We start from the raw sequence: 23313 nt of genomic DNA on the forward strand, positions 1-23313 counted from the left end.
GGAATGACACCACTGCATTGTTGACATGTCGCTCCTGACAAGTCAAAGCAACTTAAGATCTCTTTAAATTTTCCTATTCTCTAGTTTCAATTTCCTTGTAGGCTTCAATGATTTTTTTAACCAATTTATGACGGATGACATCTTTTTCATCCAAGAACACCATGCCAACGCCTTCTACATTTTTTAGGATTAAAATCGCTTCTTTTAATCCAGACGTCGTACGACGTGGCAAATCAATCTGCCCAGGATCTCCAGTCAGTAAAAACTTAGCGTTTTTACCCATTCTGGTCAAGAACATTTTCATTTGGTTATGGGTCGTATTTTGTCCTTCATCCAAAATAACAAAGGCATTATCTAATGTACGTCCGCGCATAAATGCCAATGGCGCAATTTGGATGGTTCCATTTTCAATAAATTGGGCTAATTTCTCAGCAGGAATCATATCCCTCAAGGCATCATATAAGGGTTGCATATAGGGGTCCAACTTCTCTTTTAGGTCACCCGGAAGAAAGCCTAAATTCTCACCAGCTTCAACGGCCGGTCGTGTTAGGATAATGCGTTTGACTTCTTTGTTTTTTAAAGCTTTTACGGCTAATGCTACGCCTGTGTAAGTCTTGCCGGTCCCAGCCGGACCAATAGCAAAGACCATATCGTTCTGTCGCATACTTTCAACCAATTTCCGTTGGTTGACGGTCTGTGCTTTAATTATTTTACCTCCTACACCGTGGATAATGACTTCACTACTCTTTTCTGAAGTTGAATATTCTTCGCTGTCTACACTTGTCAACACCCTTTCAATAGAGTTTTCGTCAAGTTTATTGTATTTAGCAAAATGCGTCGTCAACATGGTCACCCGTTTATCAAATTCTTCCAACAAATCTTCATCGCCATAAGCTTTAATCTTATTTCCTCTAGCTACGATTTTTAATTTTGGAAAATATTTTTTAAGGAGCTCAATATTAGCATTTTGGTCTCCGAAAAACTCTTTTGGTGTAATTTCTTCTAATTCTATTATAAGTTCATTCAAAAGCTACAGGATTTAATATATTAATCTCTTAAGTTTTACTAGTTTTGTGTGGGCAAAAAAACGAGCATATTTTTCTCGTTCCCATACAAATCTAACTGAAATATTTTATAATAAGTTTTATCAAAACATTAATTATATAAATTCTTTTCAACAGATTAGAGAAAGCAAGGATACCGTAGAAATCAACTAAAAAAAAGAACAGAAAAAAGTACATGGCAATCATAACATTAACCACTGATTTTGGAGAAAAAGATCATTTTGTTGGCGCCATAAAAGGTGCAATTTATACAGAACTCGAAGATGTAAAGATTGTTGATATCTCTCACGCCATTTCACCTTTTAATGTTTCTGAAGCTGCTTATATTATTCAAAACGCCTACGCGAGTTTTCCAAAAGGCTCAATCCATGTCATAGGAATTGACTCGGAATTAAATGCAGAAAACAAACATATTGCCGTAAAATTGGACGATCATTATTTCATTTGTGCCAATAATGGGATAATGAGCATGATCTGCAATGAAATTGCACCCCAAAAAATTGTGGAAATCAATATCCATGACAAATTAGATACTAATTTCCCTGTTTTAGATGTTTTTGTCAGAGTGGCCTGTCACATTGCCCGCGGAGGCACCTTAGAAGTTATTGGGAAAGTCATTACACATATTAAGCCCATAAAAAACTTGATTCCTTTTGTCAATGATGATCAATCCCAAATTATTGGCAGCATCATTTATATTGATAATTATGGCAATGTCATCACAAATATTCGCAAAAAATTCTTTGAACAAATCCAAAAAGGACGTTCATTTGAAATTTCAGCACGGAATTATAAGTTCAAGATTATTTATAAAAGATACAGTGATATCGTCAATTTTGAGATTCCAGAAGAACAACGTCAGGATGAAGGTCGAGGGTTAGTGGTCTTTAATTCCTCTAATTATTTAGAAATTGCCATTTATAAAAGTGACCTTGCCACGGTTGGAAGTGCATCCAGTTTAATGGGATTACAAATGCGGGACACCGTTACGGTTAATTTTTTTAAATGACGAAAGGGAAGTCTGATGACCGATGAACCATGACGGAAGACTGAAGATTGATGACTGCCTCCCCTTTTAGAGCTTTTGCGAACGTGGGAAAACTTAGAATTAGCTAAAAATAAAATAAATGTTTGTAAGAATCGTAAAAATGAGTTTTGAACCTTCAAAAGTTGAAGATTTTCTAAGCTATTTTGAAACTAAAAAACAGTTGATCAGAAATTTTGAAGGCTGTGAGTTTTTAGAACTTTACCAAGACAAGACGAACACCAATATATTTTTCACTTATAGTTATTGGAGAGCAGCATCAGATTTGGAAAGTTATCGAAACTCTGCTCTTTTCAAGGAAGTTTGGGAAGTAACCAAGCAATCCTTTAACGACAAACCAGAAGCATGGAGTGTCGACAAATTGGTGTCACTTAAATAATTTACATTAGAGATCTATGTTTGCAATACTTAAGAAAGAAATCAATTCCTTTTTTGCCTCACCCATTGGATATTTGGTGATTGCCTTGTTTTTAGTGCTCAACGGACTTTTCATTTGGCTGTTTAAAGGGGATTTCAATATTTTGGAAAGTGGTTTTGCTGATATGACGCCCTTCTTTCTATTGGCGCCATGGATTCTTGTGTTTTTAGTGCCTGCGGTAACCATGCGAAGTTTCTCGGATGAAAAAAAACAAGGCACTTTGGAATTATTGGTGACCAAACCCATTTCGCATTTGCAAATTGTATTGGGCAAATATGTTGGCGCTTTGTTATTGATCGTCTTCACGCTGTTGCCAAGCTTACTTTATATTTTAGCTCTTGATGATCTTAAAATGGATACCAACATTCTGGATTTTGGAAGCATTGTTGGTTCTTATCTTGGATTGTTCTTTTTGGTAGCAGCATATACGGCTATCGGACTATTTGCCTCTACACTTTCTGACAATCAAATTGTAGCATTTATAGGAGCTGTTTTTATGTGCTTTTTCTTTTATTTTGGGTTTGAAGGCCTTTCAGGTTTAAGCTCTTTGCCGCTAGAGCAATTTGGAATGGAAGCGCATTACAACAGTATAAGTAGAGGCGTTTTAGACACTAGGGATTTATTATATTTTATAAGTATTTCAATTTTCTTTATTGCAATGACACAATTCAACATTCAAAAAAAATAATATGATTATAACACCTCTCTTAGTTATTTTTCTGGTGATCGTTTTTACGTTAACCTTTCTATTTGTGAAAACCATAGACGACCGCAAATGGATCACTATTCCGCTCAGTCTTATTTTGACGCCCTTTCTTTATTTCTATGCCTTCTATCCCTTACTGAATATTTTTAGCAGTTACCATCATCAAAAATATTTCGATTCCGAATTATGGCATAAAGAGCCTAGCTTCCGTTATGAAATGTACGATAATATACAAGAAACCGATACCTTCATAGGAAAATCCAAAGCCACCATGAAAGATCTTTTAGGAACTAGGGAGTGGCTGACCTGGGATGATGCCAAGGATGATTTTGATGAGAACCGTTGGAATTATGGGATTGGGATTTTACCCGGAGCATTTAATAGTAAATCAGAAGCCATAGAAGTCGTTTTTAAGGATGATAAAGTGATTAAGGTAAACACGCTTCAAGTAACTCTAAAGACGAATGATAAAAAATAAATCGAACCTTGTAAAAATCGTTGTCCTTTTAGTCTTGCTATTCGCATTAAATTGGGTAGGCACTAAGGTTTACAAACGTTTTGATCTCACTCAGGACCAACGCTACACATTATCACAATCCGCTCTACAGATTGTTGAAAATGTAAAGTCGCCGTTAATTGTTGATGTCTTTTTAGACGGTGATTTCCCTCCAGAGTTCAGGCGGTTGAGAAATGAAACCCAACAACTATTGGAGGAATTTGCTTTAGACAATAATCAAATTAAATTTAATTTCATTAATCCCCTAGAGGATGAAAACGCACGCGATCGCAATATTGACCAATTGATAGAACGTGGTTTGGATCCGATGCAATTAACCGTTAATAACAACGGAAAAACCTCTCAAGAATTGATTTTCCCTTGGGCTTTGGCCAGTTATAACGATCAGACGGTTAAAATTTCATTGATCAAAAACAAAATCGGTTCCACCCAACAGGAACTCATAAGCAATTCCATTCAACATTTGGAATATGCATTTTCTGAAGGTTTTCAAAAGTTAGTGACCCCAAAAAGTAAAAAGATTGCCATATTAAAAGGGAATGGAGAACTTGAAGATAAATACTTGGCTGATTTCCTGAAAACCATTAAAGAGCATTATTTTCTTGCGCCATTTACCTTAGATAGTGTGGCCGCCAACCCGCAGTCCACCTTGAAGAAACTCAATGATTTTGATCTTATTATTGCGGCCAAACCCACTGAAATTTTTACGGAGGAAGAAAAATTGGTATTGGATCAATATACAATGCACGGCGGCAAAAGTCTCTGGCTCACCGAAAGCATTTTGATGGACAAAGACAGTCTTTTTAATGATGCAAGCCGAGGGATTGCCATTATGAACGATCTCAACCTGAACGATTTTTTCTTTAAGTATGGCGTCCGAATCAATCCTGTAATTGTCAATGACCTTTATTCTGCTCCTATAACTATTGCTATGGGCCAAGGCAGCGACGCTCAGTTTCAACCCTTAAAATGGCCCTATTCTCCTTTGGCAGCGGGAAACCCTAATCATCCTATTACAAGCAATTTGAATTTAGTGAAATTTGATTTCGCCAGTCAAATCGACACCTTAAAAAGCAGCACTAAAAAAACAATTCTTTTGCAGAGTTCAAAACTCACCAAACTGGAAGGCGTTCCAAAAGAAATTGCCTTGGAGATTGTCACTCAAGATCAAGATCCTTCAACCTATACCCAAGGACCGCAAAACTTAGCCGTATTGCTGGAAGGGGAATTTACATCAGCATATAAGGACAGAATCAAACCTTTTAAGTCTGCTGAAAATAGGGACCAAAGCGCGCACACAAAGATGATTGTCATTGCTGACGGTGATATTATAAGGAATGATGTTTTCAAAAATCAGCCACAAGAACTTGGTTTTGACCGATGGACAGGGCAAAGTTTTGGTAATAAGGAGTTTTTATTAAACGCCGTCAATTATCTTTTGAGTGATGATGGTTTGTTGGATGTCAGAACCAAATCAATAAACATTGCCTTTTTGGATGAACAGAAAATAGTAAAAAGCAGAACACAATGGCAACTTATAAAAATTGCGCTACCGCTTTTGATTTTGGTGCTTTTTGGTTTTCTTTTTAATTATATCCGCCGTAGAAAGTACACTTAAATTTAGTTTTTTGTGCTAACAATCACTTTTTGGCTTTCTTTAAAGTCTCATCGGATATTAGAGTAATGGTATTCCAACGTCATTTTTACAGATTCAAAATAATCAAAAAAATTGGAATTTTGAGGATGGCTTTTTAAGATTATAATTTGTCTGGTTTGAGACTTTAAATTAAAGTTCTAAGCTATCCCAAAAAGAGTCAAATCGGAAATTCCTAAGCAAGTGAAAGCGGATATTTTCAGAATAAACATACGCCCAAACTGTTAATAAAATTGTATAACTAAGGTTCACTAGTGTCAGTTTATTCAAATATCTTTGCTCTGTCTAATTAATATACAAAATAAACATATACATGAAGTTTATCGTATCTAGTACCTATTTGCTCAAACAATTACAAGTATTGGGAGGTGTCATCAACAACTCAAACACCTTACCAATTTTGGATAATTTTTTGTTTGAACTGAATGATTCGCAACTTACCGTTTCTGCTAGTGATTTAGAAACTACAATGTCATCAATAATTGATGTTGAAAGTACAAGTACAGGCAGCATTGCTTTGCCTGCACGATTATTATTGGACACCCTTAAAACATTTCCTGAACAACCTTTGACCTTTGTTGTTGAAGATAACAACACGGTTGAAATCAGTTCTAATCATGGAAAATATGCCTTGGCCTATGCTGATGGGAATGAATTCCCGAAGGCTGTGGCTTTAGAAAATCCTAGCACCACAACGGTCATGGGAGATATCTTGGCAACTGCCATTAGCAAGACAATATTTGCTGCTGGAAATGACGATTTACGCCCAGTAATGAGCGGTGTGTTTTTTCAGTTTTCTACTGAAGGACTCACCTTTGTTGCTACCGATGCGCACAAATTAGTAAAATACACGCGTGAGGATGTTACTGCTGATCAAGTGGCTGAATTTATTATGCCCAAGAAACCTTTAAATCTTTTGAAAGGAATTTTAGCAGGCAATGATGACGCTGTGACCATTGAATACAATGATTCCAATGCGAAATTCACCTTCGAAAACTCAGTGTTGATCTGTCGATTGATTGATGGGAAATATCCAAATTACGAAGCCGTGATCCCAAAAGAAAATCCTAATAAATTAACGATTGATAGAACGCAATTCTTAAATTCTGTAAGACGTGTTAGCATTTTCTCAAATAAAACAACACACCAAATACGTTTGAAAATAGCTGGTGCTGAATTGAACATATCTGCTGAAGATATTGACTATAGCAATAAAGCGGAAGAGCGTTTGACTTGCGATTACCAAGGCGACGATATGCAAATAGGATTTAACTCGCGTTTCCTGACTGAAATGCTGAACAACCTTGGCTCCAATGACGTGCAGTTGGAAATGAGCTTGCCAAATAGAGCTGGAATCCTAACACCAATTGATGATTTGGATGAAGGCGAACAAGTCACCATGCTGGTGATGCCTGTAATGTTAAACAACTAACCAATTCCTGCGAAGGCATGAACATTGTTGTTTAATAGAACTATATATTCTTAAAAACTAAAGAACGCCTACCGTAAGCAAGTAGGCGTTTTTATGTATATGAAATTAAAACAGCCCATTATAATTTATTAAAACAAACTACCCAGAATCCAACGACTTGACTAGGGGTGTTAACACGATATTCTCACCTCCGTGAGAATTCTTAGTCCTGCGAATACAGGAATCTCGTATTATAACAAACCTAATTTTTATTAAACCTAAAAACGCCAACTTTTAAAAAAGTTGGCGTTTATGATTTGTTATTTTTTCAGAGATTCCTACCTCCGAGGCAATTAAGAAATAAAATTAAATGAGAATGGATAACTTGGAGTTTCTCCGTTGCTGGCTTTGATAGCATTTATCACAGGGAGCACAATGGAAACAAGCCCTAAAATAATAAATCCTAATATTCCCAGTCCAAATAATAAAATCAACGGAATGCAAATCACAAAATAAACAATGAGACTTAGCTGAAAGTTAATGATGTTTTTTCCATGGGCATCCATTTGATACACTTTTTCTTTCTGGGTCACCCAAAGTACTAACGGAAGAATCAAACTTCCGAAACCTGTTGCTAAAGTAATCAATTGGCTCAAATGGGTTATGACGATCAATGTTCTATCCTCTCTCATGGTAGTGATGTGTTTTAGTGTTAATAAATAGTGTTCATCAAAAAACCACTCTTAAAGACTAAATGGCCATACAGTTCTTGGTGGTGATTGATGTAACTATATGACGATCAATGACCAGAAATGTTACAACTTCTAAAAATGATAGCTAAGTTTGACGCCACCATAGTAATTTCGAGGATTTCCAGGATAGTAATATCTTGGTTCAGAATTATTAAAACCAGTCGCATTGATTAGAATGGATGATGCATATTTAGTGTCCGCCAAGTTGTTGATTCCAAAATTCACCTTAAAATCCAAATTTTCAACAAGCTGAATAACATAGTCAAACTTTAGATTTAGAAGATTATAGGCATCACTGTATAAACTATTGGAATCGTTCATCGGCATTTCGCCAACATAGAAGTGATTTAAAAAGAAAGAAAATTTCTTATAGTTTAAAGCTACTCCTGAAGCCAGAGATATATCTGGAACCCCAGTGAGTTGGTTCCCTGAAAAATCATTATCCCCATCAATAAATTCTTTAAACTCATGCCAATTAAAGGAGGCATTAAAGAATGGTGCTACCCAAAATGAGTCTGTCACATGAAGTTTAAAATCGGTTGAAACCTCTAATCCATTGTGCAACGTTCGTCCTGCATTTCTGCCAATATATTGATCATCTCCCACCCTTTCTGCTACCAATAGATCCTTAATGTCCATCAAATAATAAGAGGCCATGATATGCCACTTTCTTTTGAAAAAATAAGCTTCACTTCCTATTTCATAATTATACCCCTTTTCTGGTCCAATTTCAGGATTAATAACACCTTCGGGAGTCAGAGTCTCTTCCAAACTCGGATAATTAAAACCGTAACTTACATTCGCAAAAACAGTTTGATGCGCATTAAATTGATAGGACAGATTAAGATTTGGAGCTATCATATCATCAAAATTTCTTGAGATATCCCTTGTGGCATCTTCAGTATTCAATTGGTCATAAAAATGGTAGACCGTGTTGTTGTAATTCATTCCAACTTGAAGTGTAACCTTTTCTATCACAGGTAATGTTAAATTAGTGAAAAGATTCACCTGGCCTCTATTTTCGCGATTATCACTTAATAAGGCACCTTCTAGACTTCCGTTTCCATTATTTTCAGCATAGCGGTTTTCAATAGTTTTCCATTGGTACACATCCTTATAAAGTTCCGTGCCAAAATTCCAAATGGCATTTTTACCCAAGAACTCAAAGCTGTTGGCAAAAACTGATCGCAAGCCATATCCGTTAGTAAATTCATCCAGAATATTAAAAGGTCGTGGCTCATAGTGGTCAACATAAGAATAAAACAGACTCGTACTGTTTTCAAAAGTTGAAGAAAACTTGTGGGTCATATTGAGACCTAGTAGATTTTGTTTATCCAATTCGTATCCTTTAGCCTTTGACCACGTAAAAGCGGCTTTTTCAGGGTTTTCATCATAGTCTGTTCTACCAATTGAACTCGGTATTTGCGCATTATAATTTGTATGATTGACCACTATTGAAAGTTGAGTTTTATCACTCAGCCTATAACTCGAATTCAAGAAGTATGAATTTCTATTATACTGACTATTGTCACGATAGCCATCCATTTCCAAATGGTCATAGTTAAAATGAACAGTGATTTTCTCATCCGAAAAATTGAAAGATGTACTATTTTTAAACAACCCAAAGGAACCAACAGTCGCATTATTATTTACAAAATAACCTTCTGATTTCGCCTTTTTAGAGTTTAGAAGTAGGGTCCCACCTAAATTACTACCGTACAAACTACTTTTTGGACCTTTAATAACTTCTATGGACTCTAAATCTTCAGGGTCATAGATGTCCAAAGCAGTTTCTCCCACACCATTTGTAATCGGAATTCCATCAAAATAAGCTTTAATTTTATTGGTTCCGTATAACGTGCGCGATCCTACACCTCTAATTGTAATTCGGTTTGTATTTATTGCACCACTTTGAATATATACCCCCGAAATTTTGTTTAGAGCATCTACAACTGCAACTGGACTTTGTTGTTCAAGCTCTTGCGCTGAAACACTGGTTGCCGGTAAAATGATCCCACTTTTATTTTCAAGTGATGCCTTGACCAAAACAGGATTGAGCGTTTCGGTTTGTACGCCTTCATACATTAGAAATTTTTGATTCCCTTTAGAAAACATAAAATTTTCAGTTTGAAAATCTGGGTGTTTCAGAATGATATTTAACGGAAGATCAAAATCTTTTGGAAGCACAAAAACGCCACGGCTATCTGTTTTTGAAATCAGCTGATTCTTAAACATTACAGAAACCCCAGAAATGGGGATGCCATTTTCAGATTCAACAATTCCTTTCAATTCTTGTGCTTGGAGCATATTAAAAAAAACGGTCATGGAAATCATAACCGTTTTTAGGTGTATAAACCTCATCTTTATCTATTTCGCCTGATAACTAACTTTCCAAATGGCGTTACCGGAATCATCATTAACCAACAAATCTCCTTGTGGGCTAACCGTAACCGCCACTGGGCGACCATAGACTTCTGTACCAGACTTATCCGCAATAAAACCGGTCAAAAAATCTTCAGCCGGTTTTGGCGCTCCATTCTCAAAAGGAATAAATACCACCTTATATCCAGAAAGTACGGAACGGTTCCATGACCCGTGCTGACCAACAAATGCACCGTTTCTATATTTTTCAGGAAATGCTGTGGCATCATAAAATGTAAATCCTAACGAGGCCGTGTGCGGACCTAAAGGCACATCTGGAACAATTGCATTTGCAACCAGCTCTGGTGCTTTTCCTTCTAATCTAGGATCTTCAATCTGACCAAAATAAGAATAAGGCCAGCCATAAAACCCTCCTTCTTTGACACTTGTGGCATAATCAGGCACCAATTCATCACCAAGTTCATCACGTTCATTGATCGCTGACCATAACTCACCATTTGCAGGGTTCCAATCCATTCCTACCGGATTTCTCAAACCGCTAGCATAAATTTTCTCATCTGAACCGTCTAAATTAACCACCAAAATATTAGCACGACGTATTTCTTCTTCCATGCCGTGCTCTGCAACATTGCTGGCAGAACCTACAGAAATATAAATTTTATTTCTTTCTTTATTGGTAATAATATTTCGTGTCCAATGGTTGTTATAACCGCCGGCAGGTAATTCTACTATTTTCTTGCCCTCTACATCCTTCATTGAGGTCTGATTCTTTTTGTAGGGATATTTATAAAGTCCGTCAGTATTGGCAACATAAAAGAAATTGTCAATGATCAACATCCCGAATGGCTGATGCAAATCTTCAAGAAAAGTTTCCCGAACCTCAAAATTACCGTCATTATCCAAATCACGTAATACAGTTATTTTTCCGCCATCTTTTCCTGTGGAGGCTTCACTCACAAATAAATCGCCGTTAGGTGCAAAATAAGACCATCTGGGATTATCAAAACCATCAGCGTATTTGGTAACCACAAAACCTTCGGGCGCTTGAGGTAAGGTATTTTCTGGCCAATCCACCATTTTGTTGACATTGGCGACAGATTCTGTGGCATAGGGTGCAGCCAACTCTAGTTCACCTACAGCGGTCATCACCACACTTCCAGAATGAGTTTTTTCTTTTTGCTCTTTATTGATCTCATCCATCTTCTTTTCTGTTTTCGATTTACATGAGACGATAAACACGAGACTTAGTACTACAAATATTTGAATAAAGTTTTTCATTGGATTTTGGTTTTTTATAAATTTAAGCAACAGCTAGGCATTAAAATAATATTTTCTGGTTTAAATAGTTTATCAGATAGTTAAATTCTATATCTTATATCAATTAACTAAACTTTTTCTAATCAGATTTTAGATGTCATTAATGAAAAAAAATCTATTTGGTGGTTCCTCTCAATACCAACTTCGTTCTAATTGTTTTAGTCACAGGGTCCGTTTTGGCTTTTCGCTCCAAGCGATCGATCATAAGTTGTACGGAAGTCTTGCCAATATCAAAAGTATGCTGTGAAATGGTAGATAATTTTGGGTCTGTGAAGACGAGTACGTTATCATCAGAAAATCCAATGATGGATAGTTCTTCCGGAACTTTATAGCCTTTGTTTAATGCTTTGTGCAAGGCAATCACTCCCGATATATTATCTATGGACAAAATACCATCAACTTTTTTATTTGAAAGGAATAAGTTGTCAACGATTTTTTCTACGTCGGCCTCCTTACCAATATGAATGACGATTGGCTCGTTCTTATAATTGACTTCTTCTTCCAAAGCTTTGAGATACCCGTTGATTCTAAGTTTTCCAACACTTAACTCTTCAATATCACTGATGAGGACAATGTGTTGCCGCCCTTCTTGTAGTAAATGTTTGGTAGCTTCATAAGCCGCTCCAAAATCATCTATAATAACCTTATCACATTCCAAATGATCTGCAACGCGGTCAAATAACACCATAGGAATCCCTTTGTCTAAAAGTTTTGAAATATGCTCTGTTTTGTTTTTAATTTGTGTCTCTTCTGCGATGGACATGATGAACCCGTCAACACTACCGTTTGAAAGCAATTGCAGACTGCTTTCTTCCTTCACTAATAATTCATTTGAAACACAGGTGATAATATTATAACCTTGTTTTGAAGCTTCCATCTCAATAGCATAAAGAGCTTTTGCAAAAAAATGATTGAGGACATTGGGGATAATTACACCCAAGGTATTAGTTCTATTGCTCTTTAAACTCAAAGCCATTTTATTGGGCTGGTAATTAAGGTGTTTTGCCAATTCCTGAACCCGCAGAATAGTATCTTTACTAATCTCTTCGCTATTATGCAAGGCTTTAGAAACCGTTGAAACGGATACATTTAATTGTTCTGCTAATTGTTTGAGCGTCACCATGGCTTTTTAAAATTAAAAAAGAGTATACTTTTATAAAAGTACACTCTTTATTTCTAATACAATATGGTTGCTTAATTTTTTAACAACTTTATAGAATTCAACTTGTATTTGGCGAGTTTTCTTGCAGAATACAGCCTTCGCCGAAATTGTTCTTTAGTTCTTAAATATTCTCACATAATCAATACTAAATTCTTGAGGGAAAATGGCATCATCAACTTCCGGCCCTCCAAAATTTCCACCCACGGCAAGATTGAGCAAGAGATAGAATGGCTTATCAAATGGCCAAGTGCTTTCATCTTTAACTTCTGGAGAAAACGTATAGACTAAAACCTCATCAATATAAAACTTAATAAAGTCTTTTGTCCAATGACATTTGTAAATATGAAAACCGTCTTCCACAGTTTCTATTGTAGTGATTTTGGTGTTTATTGACTGACCGTTGCTGTCGGGCGTATGTAAGGTGGTGTGAATTTCGTGAGGATTCTTGCCTACATATTCCATAATATCAATTTCACCAGATTTAGGCCAGCCTACTTCTGAAATATCATTGCCCAACATCCATATAGCTGGCCAAATGCCTTCACCTGTAGCCAATTTTGCCCGTACTTCAATCGTGCCATATTGAAATTCTATATTCTCTTTAGTGTTTATTTTTCCAGAGGTATAATTGGTTCCATCGAAACTGGCAGTGAGCACAAGATGCCCATCTTTTACTTCGACATTTTTCTTAGAATAAATTTGACGTTCGTTATTTCCCCATCCGCAAAGATCAGGACAGCCATCACCAAGTTCATAATTCCAAATGGCTTCATTTAATTGATTGCCCTCAAAATGTTCCTCCAAGATAAGTTCTTGCGATTGCACAGTATTAAAAAACGCGAATGAAACCATACATATGGCGTTGATTAGTTTCATTTTAATTCGAATTTAGAAGTTAATGTGGCACTAGAACTGCCACCAACAAAAACACCGAAACTCCCAGGCTCTACAATGAACTTTCCGTTATTATCATAGAAACCCAATTCAGCTTTCGATAATTTAAATTTTATGATCTTGGATTCCTTCGGATTCAGTTCTACTAGTTCAAATCCTTTCAATTCTCGAACAGGTCTCGTGACACTTGCAAATTCATCCCTCAAATATAATTGTGCGACTTCCTTTCCCTTAAGTATACCTGTATTAGTCAATTTGACAGATACGTTAACCTCATCGTTTGAAACTACCTCAACTTTAAGGTCACTATAACCGAAAGAAGTATAACTTAAACCATATCCAAAAGGATATAAGGGCGCGTTACTGACGTCCGTGTAATGTGACCAAAAGACCTCACTCTGACCAGGATTCAACGGTCTCCCTGTACTTTTGTGGTTGTAGTAAATTGGGACTTGTCCTACGTTTTTCGGAAAGGTCATCGGCAATTTGCCACTTGGGTTGTAATCACCATAAAGTACCTGCGCAATAGCGTGTCCACTTTGTGTGCCCAAATGCCATCCTTCTACAATTGCTGGGATGTGTTCATCTGCCCATTCGATCGTTAATGGTCTCCCGTTATTGAGAACCAAGACAATGTTTTTGTTAGCTTTATAAACCGTTTCCAATAACTCTTGCTGAACACCGGTAAGTCCAATTTCTGAGCGACTTCTGCCTTCTCCGGAATGCAGACCATGTTCTCCCAAAACCATCACCACAACATCTGCATTTTTTGCCGCAGTGACAGCTGAAGAAAATCCGCTTTTATCCGATACATTGATCGTCAACTCTTTAGGAAACACAGTTTCTCCTATCACCACATCAGCACCTTTTTCATAAGTTAAAGTATTGCCTTTATAGGCTTGCATGCCTTCCAAAACTGTTACTGCGGTCTCATCATCAGCGGCAATACGCCAACTTCCCAACGGACTTGTTTTATCGTTGGCCAATGCCCCAATTAGTGCAATCTTTTGACCTTCTTTTTTTAATGGCAGTAAATTGTTTTCATTCTTTAATAGGACAATCGACTTTTTCGCCATCTCTAAGACGGCATCCTGACTTCTTTGACTTCCTATAACTTCCTTTTCAACAGTTTCATTTAAATATTTATACGGATCATCAAAAAGTCCAAGTTCATATTTGACCCTTAAAATTCGCTTTACCGCATCGTCAATCAAGCTTACATCAACACGTCCTTCATCTACCAGACTTGCTAATTCATTAATATACGCGTAAGATTCCATATCCATATCCGCTCCAGCATTTATAGCAAACTCTGTTGCTTGGCGACGGCTTTTGGCATATCGGTGCGCGATCATCTCATTAATGGAACCCCAATCGGTGACCATAAAACCATCAAAATTCCAATCGCCCTTTAAAATATCACGTTGTAAAAAAGCACTCCCAGTTGCAGGAATACCATTCAATTCATTAAATGCATTCATAAATGTTCTCACCCCTGCTTCTTTTGCGGCTTTAAAGGGAGGTAAAAGCACATTGTATAAAGTTGAAGTACCTACATCTACGGTGTTGTAGTCTCTACCCGACTCCGCAAATCCATAACCCACAAAATGCTTTGCACAGGCTGCAATCGTATTGGCCAACGTCAAATCATCACCTTGAAAACCTTCAACTCTAGCAACGGCTATTAAAGACGCTAAATACGGATCTTCTCCCGCACCTTCCATGACACGTCCCCATCTCGCATCACGAGAAATATCGACCATTGGCGCAAAAGTCCAGTTGATACCAGAGGCAGCAGCTTCTTCCGCCGCAACTTGTGCGGATAATTTTATGGCTTCCAAATCCCAACTTGCAGCTTCTGCAAGTGGAATTGGACTGATGGTTTTATAACCATGGATGACATCAAAACCAATGATTAACGGTATGCCCAAACGGGTTTCTTCAACCGCTATTTTTTGAACTTCCCTCACTTCTTTGACACCTCTTACATTAAGCATGGAACCTACCCAACCTTTTTTAAGATGCTCATACTTATTGGCAGCATCGCCTTCAGCAGGTACCGGGCCCGTCACATCCCAAAAACCATTGTACTGGTTCATTTGACCAATCTTTTCTTCTAAAGTCATTCTTGCCAAAAGCGCATCCACTTTCAGTCCGATAGAGTCTACTTCCTTTGTGTAAACCGTAATGTGTTCACTACTGTTAGCGTTGGCTTCTCCACAAGAAACCAACACCGCCAGCAGGCTGCTACTAATTATTATAATTAAAAACTTCTTCATTTATTGGTATACTTTTACATAATCAATTTCTAATGTCGATGCCGTAAAATCAGGATCGATTGCGCCACCAAAATTACCGCCCATGGCGACATTCAGGATCAAAAAGAAATCTGCGTTGAAAGGTGTGTCAGGGGTGTTTGGAAACGTATGATACACTTTATCATCAACTAAAAATTTGATAGACTCTGGTGTCCATTCTAAACTATAGATATGGAATTCAGTTGAAGCCGTAGGAACGATAGTAGTTTTTCCAACGCCGTTGCCACCGGAATTACCGGGAAAGTGCAAGGTAGAATGTATGGTATTTTGATTGTTGCCAACATGCTCCATGATATCAATCTCACCAGAGGCAGGCCATACATCCGTTTGATAATTTTGTCCCAACATCCAAATGGCTGGCCAGGTGCCTCCTCCTGAAGGAAGTTTAGCTCTAACCTCTACTCTACCGTAGGTAAATGCAAAGATGCCATCTGTTTTTATTCTTGAAGAAGTGTAACCACCGTTCTCAGCCTTGGCAGTAATCTTTAAAATGCCATCTTCAATGTTGACATTATCAGAACTATTTGTATAGGTCTGGGATTCCGCATTACCCCAACCATTATCGCCTGTACCTAGATCATAAGTCCACTTGGACGGATCTGGTGCACCATCAACATCAAAGGTATCTTCCCAGATCAAGTCATTATAGATGGTGCTGAACTCTTCATCCTCATTTGGTTCTTCTGAGGTTATAATAAACCACCAACTAAAATCGCCGTTACCATCTACTGTGGTCAAAAGCAATTCATTTGGTACAGATCGCTCAAATATTTTGTATTGATGTGATCCCCCGGTATAGTATCCAATAAAACCAACTCCAGATAGCGTAATGGTTTCTGATCCGCCTGGTGCACTTATTTGCCAATTTTCAGTATAATCGTTATAAGGATAGTTGAATACATCATCGCCATCTACGGTGCCACCTCCAGGACCGCCTAATTCGTCAATAAAATTATTACGACCAAAGACGGTACCGCTTGTATCAGTGGTAGAATCATCGTTAGTGTTATTGGTAATGTGGGTAAAGGTTCCATCACTATTAAAAATATAGCGATCGTCGTACATGCCTACGCCCGCTTTTTCCTCTGGGCTGGCACCGTACCATTCGGCTGGAATATTGCCACCAACCGGACCAAGTCCAAAATGACCTGCTTTTTCTGATTTGATACGCCAGGTTTTACTTCCATCACCGTATAAAATATCCAACAAATCCGCTGGAGGAGTATAGTCAACAAATACCTCGACCGCTATGGTGGTTGAGGTGGAAATTCCACCAGTTCCATAGGCCATGGCCACAACCTGATAAGTGAATATCCCAGAATTTGGACTTGTGAATGGAATGGCTGCAAAGCCACTTGGTGTTAGTTGCTGACTTTCTGGAGCGATAAATTTATAGGTCAATGCGTTATTGGCACTGGCTGTAAAATTAACTACGCCACTCCCATCTCCATACGGATGATCAGCATCGGCTCCCACGATTTCTGCGACTACTTGCAGGTTTGAAGGTGCGATGAGCTCACCTATTACGGCATCATCTTCTTGACAACTGACTACCATGACGGCAGTAAGAAGTAAAAAGGTATATACATATTTTAGATTTTTCATACTACGGTTTTTTTCTTCTAATTATGAAAATAAAGATTATCGATATAAACGGTTGCACCTGAGGACTCAAAGAGCAATTGTGTCAATCCTGAAAGATCAGTGGTGAAATTTGACAAAGATATTTCTACACTAACCCAGCTACCATTGACCACAGTCGAAACGAATTCAATATCTTCATTTAATGGGCCATCACCTTGATTGGTATTGACCAATTTCAATCCCAATGACGTTGCATCAGGAGACCAATAGTCAAAATGCACGTGGGTCATAGCGGAGAGATCTGTAGGTGTGTCATAACTGGTCACAATACCTGAATAGTTTAATTGTTCGTATTTCCAGGTAGTGTTACCATCAATCGCCACTTCAGTCAATTGTGTTGTTTGAGACCAATCGGGGTTCAGTTCGCTGATGCCAACTGTGGTATAAGCATCGCTGTAAATTGAAATTACATTGGATGCCGGTACTGTTGGTGTTGGCGCTGCTACTTCAGGTGCGGTTGGTGCTATATTTCCTTTATAAAAATACAGGTTATCTATATAAACGGTCGCTCCTGAGGACTCAAAGAGCAATTGTGTAATTGCTGAGCGATCCATTGAAAAATCTGACAAAGGAAGTTCTACACTTACCCAGCTGCCATTGACCACATTTGACACGTATTGTATGTCTTCTTTTAACGGGTCTCCATCACCATAACCGGTATTGACCAATTTTAATCCTAAAGCAGTTGCATCAGGAGACCAATAATTAAAATGTACATGGGTCATTCCAGATACATCTGTTGGATTGTCATAACTGGTCACGATACCTGTATAATTCAATTGTTCGTATTTCCAGGTAGTGTTACCATCAATAATCACTTCTGTCAATACCGTTGTTTGTGACCAATCTGGGTTCAGTTCGCTGATGCCCACACCAGTATAAGCGTCACTGTAAATTGAAATTACATCGGAGGCCGGTAACGTTGGCGCTGGCGCCGCTGCTTGAGGTGCTGATGCATCTGAAGAATCCTTATAAAAATAGAGGTTGTCAATGAATATGGTTCCTCCAGCAGGGGTTCCGTCAAATTTAATTTGATGGATGTCATACATGGAAAGTCCTTGACTGGTAAACTCAGATAGTGGGATGTCGTAACTGTTCCACTGACCTGCTACGAGATCCTTGTGAACCAATTTCTCGCCACTATCGATACTTATTGGAGAAATATCAAAGGCCATATTTTCGTTGGCGGTCCAAACATCTATATGTAAAAATTCCATCTGAGCGGCGTCTGCGGCAGCACCAAGCTCAACGCCTTGGTAATTTAAATTTCCGTATTGGATGATATGATCTCCATCGATTTCAATTTGATTGTAAGTTGTTGATTGATTCCAGTTCGGATAAAAGTTTGTGCCCGTAATATTTTCATAAGCATCACTGAATATTGAAATGACATCAGTTGCCGCTCTATTGGGCTGCGTTGGTGCGGCCTGTATAGGTTGCAGAATTTCAACCACGTCAAATTCTTCAGTATATGATGTCGTTTCAACCGCTGCACTGAACGCTGTAACCGTTATGGTGTAAGTGCCAGCGTCTTGATAAGTGTAAATGGTGGTCTCATCAATATTTGACATTACAGGATCACTGCCATCACCAAAATCGACGTTATAGCTCAAGGCGAAATCTGCGGAAGCAGTCACATTGACGGTTTTGGATTTAGTGCCATCATTTTCAATTATGACCATTAAATTTTCAGGTGCATTAAACGAAACCTCTATCTCTTGATTTACTGTAGTTGAAAGCCCATTAAGCCCATTGGCAGTAATTATTACTGTGTACGTACCTTCTTCATAAATGTGATTCAAACTTTTACCAGTAGGCACCACTCCAGACGGATCTGAGTTATCTCCAAAATCCACGTTAAAGGAAACTGCACCTTCGCCTGTTGGAATAAGAGTTACTGCTCCAGTATTATCTTGGCTGACAGTCACTGTAGCTGATACGTTCGATGGCGGCGCAATATTCTCTACAAAACTGATATCCACATCATCTTGTGAACAACTGAAAATTGCTAACACTATAAGACTTAAACTAAAAATATATTTTACTGTTTTCATGTCATCTATTTTTTTAGTATCCGGCATTCTGAGTCAAACCAGAAATATCTATTTCTCTTTGAGGAATTGGAAAAACTCCTTGTGTTGCGGCATTATAACCAAGCGGACCTAAAACATCGGCAGCTTGGCCCGTTCTTACTAAATCGAAAAAACGATCGCCTTCCATTCCTAGCTCCAAACGTCTTTCATTCCAAATTGCCTGAACCGTTGCAGTCACTCTGTGATCTTCATCACCGAAAGCCCTATCCCTAACCCTGTCTAAATAGATTTGAGCCAATGCTTGGTTAGCAGAGGATGATCTTAAGTTTGCTTCTGCGGCCATTAACAACACATCCGAATAGCGGATGGTACGTTGGTTGTTTTCGTAGTTCAATTCAGGCTGCCCGCTGGTCTGCCCTTTTCGTGGCAAATACTTTTTATTATATAAACCTGTATTTTTAAAAGGTGCTACCTGATAGGTAACATTTAAATTAGGGTTATTAGTTGCATAGGCCTCTACATCAAAAGTGGTCGCGTCTTTTCTTTGATCGCCGTCTTCATATGCTGCTGCCAAATCTTGTGTTGGTAAATTTGTACTCCAACCAGAGTTATAAGGCATTTCTGAGGTGCCATTGAAACCTCTAACTCCTCCTTGTTGAACAGCAAAATTACCCTGCCCTCTAGTTATACCGCCCCAGTTATAATAAGGCTGTCCATTAGAGTATTGAACTTCGTAAACAGATTCTGGACCATTTTCACCTGACAATAAGAAAATATCATCAAAATTTGCTACTAAGCTAAATGGACCATCCACAACATTTTTAAGTACTGGAACCGCTTCGTCAAATTTGTCTTGATATATATACACTTTTCCCAATAAGGCTTGTGCTGCATATTTGGTAATTCGCCCTTGTTGTGCTTGCGAAGTTGGCAACACACTAATAGCTTGGATCAAATCTCTTTCCATTTGTGCATACACTTCAGCTTTAGGAGATCTTTGTAAAGTGCCAAAATCTGAAAGGCCTAATTTATGATCGGTAAACAAGACCACATCACCAAACATTTTAACCAGATTGAAATAATAAAAGGCTCTTAAAAAATGAATTTCTCCAAAAAGTGCTTCCTTCCCTTCAAAATCAACCGTATTACCCAACATGTTGGCATCTTTATAACCTATTAGATAATTAGTTCTGTTAACGCCTTCATAAGCTGACAACCATAAATCTTGTAATGTACTATTGTTGGTTAATATCTTATAATCATCTATTTGCTGAAACGCCACCACATCCGATGCATTTTCTCCACCTGCAACTGCATTATCTGAAGCCACATCCCCAACGACAATTACTTGATTCAACCATTGAGTTGGTGAATAACAGCTTACCGCCATGGCCTGATAATCTGCTTCTGATTGCAAATAATCTACTTCTGTAACTTGGTACTCATCATGTGGATCAAAATCAACCACATCTGAGCAACCCCAAAAGATTGAAAGTATGGTGATTAAGCCTATACTATTTTTTATATTTTTCATACTACTTTTTTTTAGATGTTAAAACTTAAGGTCTAAACCAATTAAAAATGTTCTTGCTTGCGGATAAGCGCCTCTATCTATACCTGTATCTAAAATACCTCCAGATATTTCAGGATCATAGCCTGTATATTCCGTAAGTGTCAATAGATTTTTCGCTTGAGCATATATACGAACTTGGCTAAATCCTGCATTTACGCTTGCTGGTAGGGTATAACCTAAAATCAAACTTTTAATTTTGATAAAACTCCCGTCTTCAACATACCTATCAGAGGGTCTAATATTACTGTTCGTATCCGCAAACGTGTATCTTGGATTAGCCGCATCATTGGTGGTGCCTTCTCCGGTCCATCTATTTAAAATACTTCTATCCTTGTTAGTAAACTGTGCATTACGTTCGTAGGCTCGGTAAATATCATTTCCTACTGATGCATAAGTAAATATGTTTAAATCGAAGTTTTTATAATCAAAACCTAAATTCCAACCGATATTGAATTTTGGAAACGGATCTCCAATTTTCGTTTTATCTTCATCGTTGATAATGCCATCATTATTCATATCCACAAACCGAATATCACCCGGCTGCGCTCCTGGTTGTGTGGCATGTGCGTCAATTTCTGATTGGTTTTGAAATAAACCATTCGTTTGATATCCGTAAAAGTAACCCGGGGTAAAGCCCTTTTCAAAGCGAGTCGCCATTTGACTTTGACCATTAAAATAAGATCCACCTGCTATAAATGCAGTACCGTCTTTATTTGTTTCGGTCACTAAATTTTTTGATCCTGTAAAATTAACTGAAGTATTGAACCCAAAGTTTCCAGCCCCACTGTTTCTATACCCTATAGTTAAGTCGATACCTTTACTTTCTGTGCTTCCAATGTTAGATTTTACAGGTTCGGAAGTTCCTGCATACAATGGCGGTGCATCTGTAAACAATAAGCCATCAACAGATTTATTAAAGTAATCCACAGCTAAGGAGAGATTGTTAAACAAAGTTGCATCAAAACCAATATTGTATTGCGTCTGCTCTTCCCAGCTTAAAAATGGGTTATTGAATGAATTGACAGTTGCCCCAGAAACAAATTCAGTTCCGAAGGTATAACCATTGCTATTCGCGGTTGAATTATAACTCGGGCCACCAATGGTGATACTAACATACTGCGGGTCTACGTTTTCGTTTCCTACAGTACCATAACTTCCTCTGAGTTTTAGGAAATTTATAGCGTCCACATTAAAGAAATCCTCGTTAGTTATAACCCAGCCTAAAGAGCCTGCATAAAAGTTTGCGAACTTATTATCTTTACCAAAAGCAATAGATCCATCGCGCCGTGCAGAAAACGAGGCTAAGTACTTATTGTTAAAGTCGTAATTAACCCTACTAAAGTAAGATAGGTTTCTGCGTTCTAAATTCTGACTACTATAGCCTGTATAAGCATTTGTATTTAATTTAGTATTGACACCTGTAGCGGCACTAATATCTGCCCAAGCCCAAGAATTGTCCCTAATATCCTGTCTGGTAGTACCCATTTCATCTCCTGTGGATTGACTTCTAGAGATCCCCAAAACAATGTCAAAATTATGTTGATCATTTAAAGTAAACTCGTAATTCGCAAAAGTTTCTAGTGTATAACTAAAATTAGAATTTTTTCTTTCGGTGACACTGTTGTGAAACGATGGAATTATAGTTGTGGTACCATCGCCATTATCAACCTCCTGAGTCTTCACAGTACCATCAGGATTGTAATCACTAGACACATTGTTAGGTCCATAATATGCTAATGGCGAGAAACTTTTACTTGTCTGATCCCATTTGGTATAACCGAAACGTGAGGTTATTTTAAGGTTATCCAAAATATCATATTGCAACTCAAATTTACCATATAACTTATCGCCATTGCTTTCGTTATGAGTGTCTTCCAACCTCTGCACCGGATTAAAAATTTCAGACAATAACAAGTTACTATAGCCATATGTTGCAAAATCATTAGGATCTGTATGGTATGGAGATACTGTTGGATCAAAATTTATAGCGTTACCAAGGATCGAATTAAACGAATTCTCCGCAATGGTTTGACTTTTAATGTTTGCATAACTTGTATTGACTATAAATTTTAATTTAGATGTTTAGAGGTCAGTAGTTAGTTGCTTATTAATTCTGTCTGATATATTTTGTCTCTTTGCACCATTTTCACAATAAGATTGTTGAATATTGTGGCTTTGCTCTGTGAGCGGTTTATTCTAAAACAAAACTCATTAAAATACCTGTTTAGATTGTCAGGACTTACCCAGGAATAGGTTGTTCTTATCCAAGATTTGACCTGGTGTATCATTGTATGGAGCGCTTTAAAATTTAATCCCTTGTTACTTTCTATTTGTTTGATGTTGTAGGCTTTTGCAATGGGCCTGTAACCTCTCCATTTATCCGTTGTAACATTGGCTTCCCGGCTTATATGGTCGACAAAGAT

The 23313-nt window shown here is 37.7% G+C and carries 17 protein-coding genes and 1 pseudogene; 6 read left to right on the forward strand and 12 right to left on the reverse strand.

The annotated features are described in order from the left end of the window. Window positions 1-73: 73 nt before the first annotated feature. Entirely contained in the window at window positions 74-1027 is a 954-nt protein-coding gene (locus tag G525_RS0105250; RefSeq protein WP_027125221.1) for a PhoH family protein, read from the reverse strand. 212 nt (window positions 1028-1239) lie between these two features. On the opposite strand from G525_RS0105250, the gene G525_RS0105255 reads away from it, so the two are divergent. From G525_RS0105255 to dnaN, 6 genes are all read left to right on the forward strand, one after another. Next, window positions 1240-2073, forward strand: coding sequence for an SAM hydrolase/SAM-dependent halogenase family protein (locus G525_RS0105255; RefSeq protein WP_027125222.1), 834 nt, complete (start codon window positions 1240-1242; stop codon window positions 2071-2073). Between the two features lie 118 nt (window positions 2074-2191). Then, on the forward strand, window positions 2192-2488 hold the full coding sequence (locus tag G525_RS0105260) for a putative quinol monooxygenase (protein WP_027125223.1): 297 nt from the start codon (window positions 2192-2194) through the stop codon (window positions 2486-2488). A gap of 16 nt (window positions 2489-2504) precedes the next feature. Beyond that, a complete protein-coding gene (gldF, locus tag G525_RS0105265; RefSeq protein WP_027125224.1) occupies window positions 2505-3215 on the forward strand; it encodes a gliding motility-associated ABC transporter permease subunit GldF in 711 nt (236 codons plus the stop codon). Window positions 3216-3279: 64 nt separating this feature from the next. Then, window positions 3280-3711, forward strand: coding sequence for a hypothetical protein (locus G525_RS0105270; RefSeq protein WP_245577730.1), 432 nt, complete (start codon window positions 3280-3282; stop codon window positions 3709-3711). After that, a complete protein-coding gene (gene gldG / locus G525_RS0105275; RefSeq protein ID WP_027125226.1) occupies window positions 3698-5368 on the forward strand; it encodes a gliding motility-associated ABC transporter substrate-binding protein GldG in 1671 nt (556 codons plus the stop codon). Before G525_RS0105270 ends, gldG begins: the two co-directional genes overlap by 14 nt. 349 nt (window positions 5369-5717) lie before the next feature. Continuing rightward, entirely contained in the window at window positions 5718-6836 is a 1119-nt protein-coding gene (dnaN, locus tag G525_RS0105280) for a DNA polymerase III subunit beta (protein WP_027125227.1), read from the forward strand. 332 nt (window positions 6837-7168) lie between these two features. Here the strand turns inward: dnaN and G525_RS0105285 are convergent, their stop codons facing one another. From G525_RS0105285 to G525_RS0105335, 11 genes and pseudogenes are all read right to left on the reverse strand, one after another. Then, window positions 7169-7507, reverse strand: coding sequence for a DUF4870 domain-containing protein (locus G525_RS0105285; RefSeq protein WP_027125228.1), 339 nt, complete (start codon window positions 7505-7507; stop codon window positions 7169-7171). Between the two features lie 132 nt (window positions 7508-7639). After that, entirely contained in the window at window positions 7640-9928 is a 2289-nt protein-coding gene (locus G525_RS0105290; RefSeq protein ID WP_027125229.1) for a TonB-dependent receptor family protein, read from the reverse strand. Window positions 9929-9934: 6 nt separating this feature from the next. After that, window positions 9935-11227, reverse strand: coding sequence for a PQQ-dependent sugar dehydrogenase (locus G525_RS0105295; RefSeq protein ID WP_027125230.1), 1293 nt, complete (start codon window positions 11225-11227; stop codon window positions 9935-9937). Between the two features lie 154 nt (window positions 11228-11381). Then, on the reverse strand, window positions 11382-12389 hold the full coding sequence (locus G525_RS0105300) for a LacI family DNA-binding transcriptional regulator (protein ID WP_027125231.1): 1008 nt from the start codon (window positions 12387-12389) through the stop codon (window positions 11382-11384). Between the two features lie 153 nt (window positions 12390-12542). Then, window positions 12543-13304 carry a glycoside hydrolase family 16 protein gene (locus G525_RS0105305; RefSeq protein WP_027125232.1) on the reverse strand — a complete coding sequence of 254 codons (762 nt, stop codon included), beginning with the start codon at window positions 13302-13304 and terminating at the stop codon, window positions 12543-12545. After that, a complete protein-coding gene (gene bglX, locus G525_RS0105310; protein ID WP_027125233.1) occupies window positions 13301-15601 on the reverse strand; it encodes a beta-glucosidase BglX in 2301 nt (766 codons plus the stop codon). Before bglX ends, G525_RS0105305 begins: the two co-directional genes overlap by 4 nt. Then, complete coding sequence (locus tag G525_RS0105315; RefSeq protein WP_027125234.1) at window positions 15602-17245, reverse strand: glycoside hydrolase family 16 protein; 1644 nt, start codon at window positions 17243-17245, stop codon at window positions 15602-15604. It lies immediately after the preceding gene. A 17-nt stretch (window positions 17246-17262) separates the two neighbouring features. Continuing rightward, window positions 17263-19338, reverse strand: coding sequence for a PKD domain-containing protein (locus G525_RS21645; RefSeq protein ID WP_169514427.1), 2076 nt, complete (start codon window positions 19336-19338; stop codon window positions 17263-17265). Window positions 19339-19351: 13 nt separating this feature from the next. After that, entirely contained in the window at window positions 19352-20851 is a 1500-nt protein-coding gene (locus G525_RS0105325) for a RagB/SusD family nutrient uptake outer membrane protein (protein WP_027125235.1), read from the reverse strand. Between the two features lie 18 nt (window positions 20852-20869). Then, window positions 20870-22957: pseudogene (locus G525_RS20330) on the reverse strand (SusC/RagA family TonB-linked outer membrane protein); the annotation flags it as partial. 29 nt (window positions 22958-22986) lie between these two features. Further along, window positions 22987-23313, reverse strand: a 327-nt coding sequence (locus tag G525_RS0105335; protein WP_027125236.1) for a transposase, incomplete at its 5' end; no start/stop codon positions are given.

This window comes from Gelidibacter mesophilus DSM 14095 (genome assembly GCF_000423005.1).
Taxonomy (GTDB): Bacteria; Bacteroidota; Bacteroidia; order Flavobacteriales; family Flavobacteriaceae; genus Gelidibacter; species Gelidibacter mesophilus.

Bases quoted from the DNA above. Each gene is read 5' to 3' on its own strand.
- G525_RS0105305 (WP_027125232.1), bottom strand. From the start codon at position 13,304: ATGAAACTAATCAACGCCATATGTATGGTTTCATTCGCGTTTTTTAAT.
- bglX (WP_027125233.1), bottom strand. From the start codon at position 15,601: ATGAAGAAGTTTTTAATTATAATAATTAGTAGCAGCCTGCTGGCGGTG.
- G525_RS0105255 (WP_027125222.1), top strand. From the start codon at position 1,240: ATGGCAATCATAACATTAACCACTGATTTTGGAGAAAAAGATCATTTT.
- gldG (WP_027125226.1), top strand. From the start codon at position 3,698: ATGATAAAAAATAAATCGAACCTTGTAAAAATCGTTGTCCTTTTAGTC.
- G525_RS0105285 (WP_027125228.1), bottom strand. From the start codon at position 7,507: ATGAGAGAGGATAGAACATTGATCGTCATAACCCATTTGAGCCAATTG.
- G525_RS0105290 (WP_027125229.1), bottom strand. From the start codon at position 9,928: ATGAGGTTTATACACCTAAAAACGGTTATGATTTCCATGACCGTTTTT.
- G525_RS0105295 (WP_027125230.1), bottom strand. From the start codon at position 11,227: ATGAAAAACTTTATTCAAATATTTGTAGTACTAAGTCTCGTGTTTATC.
- gldF (WP_027125224.1), top strand. From the start codon at position 2,505: ATGTTTGCAATACTTAAGAAAGAAATCAATTCCTTTTTTGCCTCACCC.
- G525_RS21645 (WP_169514427.1), bottom strand. From the start codon at position 19,338: ATGAAAACAGTAAAATATATTTTTAGTTTAAGTCTTATAGTGTTAGCA.
- dnaN (WP_027125227.1), top strand. From the start codon at position 5,718: ATGAAGTTTATCGTATCTAGTACCTATTTGCTCAAACAATTACAAGTA.
- G525_RS0105300 (WP_027125231.1), bottom strand. From the start codon at position 12,389: ATGGTGACGCTCAAACAATTAGCAGAACAATTAAATGTATCCGTTTCA.
- G525_RS0105260 (WP_027125223.1), top strand. From the start codon at position 2,192: ATGTTTGTAAGAATCGTAAAAATGAGTTTTGAACCTTCAAAAGTTGAA.
- G525_RS0105315 (WP_027125234.1), bottom strand. From the start codon at position 17,245: ATGAAAAATCTAAAATATGTATATACCTTTTTACTTCTTACTGCCGTC.
- G525_RS0105325 (WP_027125235.1), bottom strand. From the start codon at position 20,851: ATGAAAAATATAAAAAATAGTATAGGCTTAATCACCATACTTTCAATC.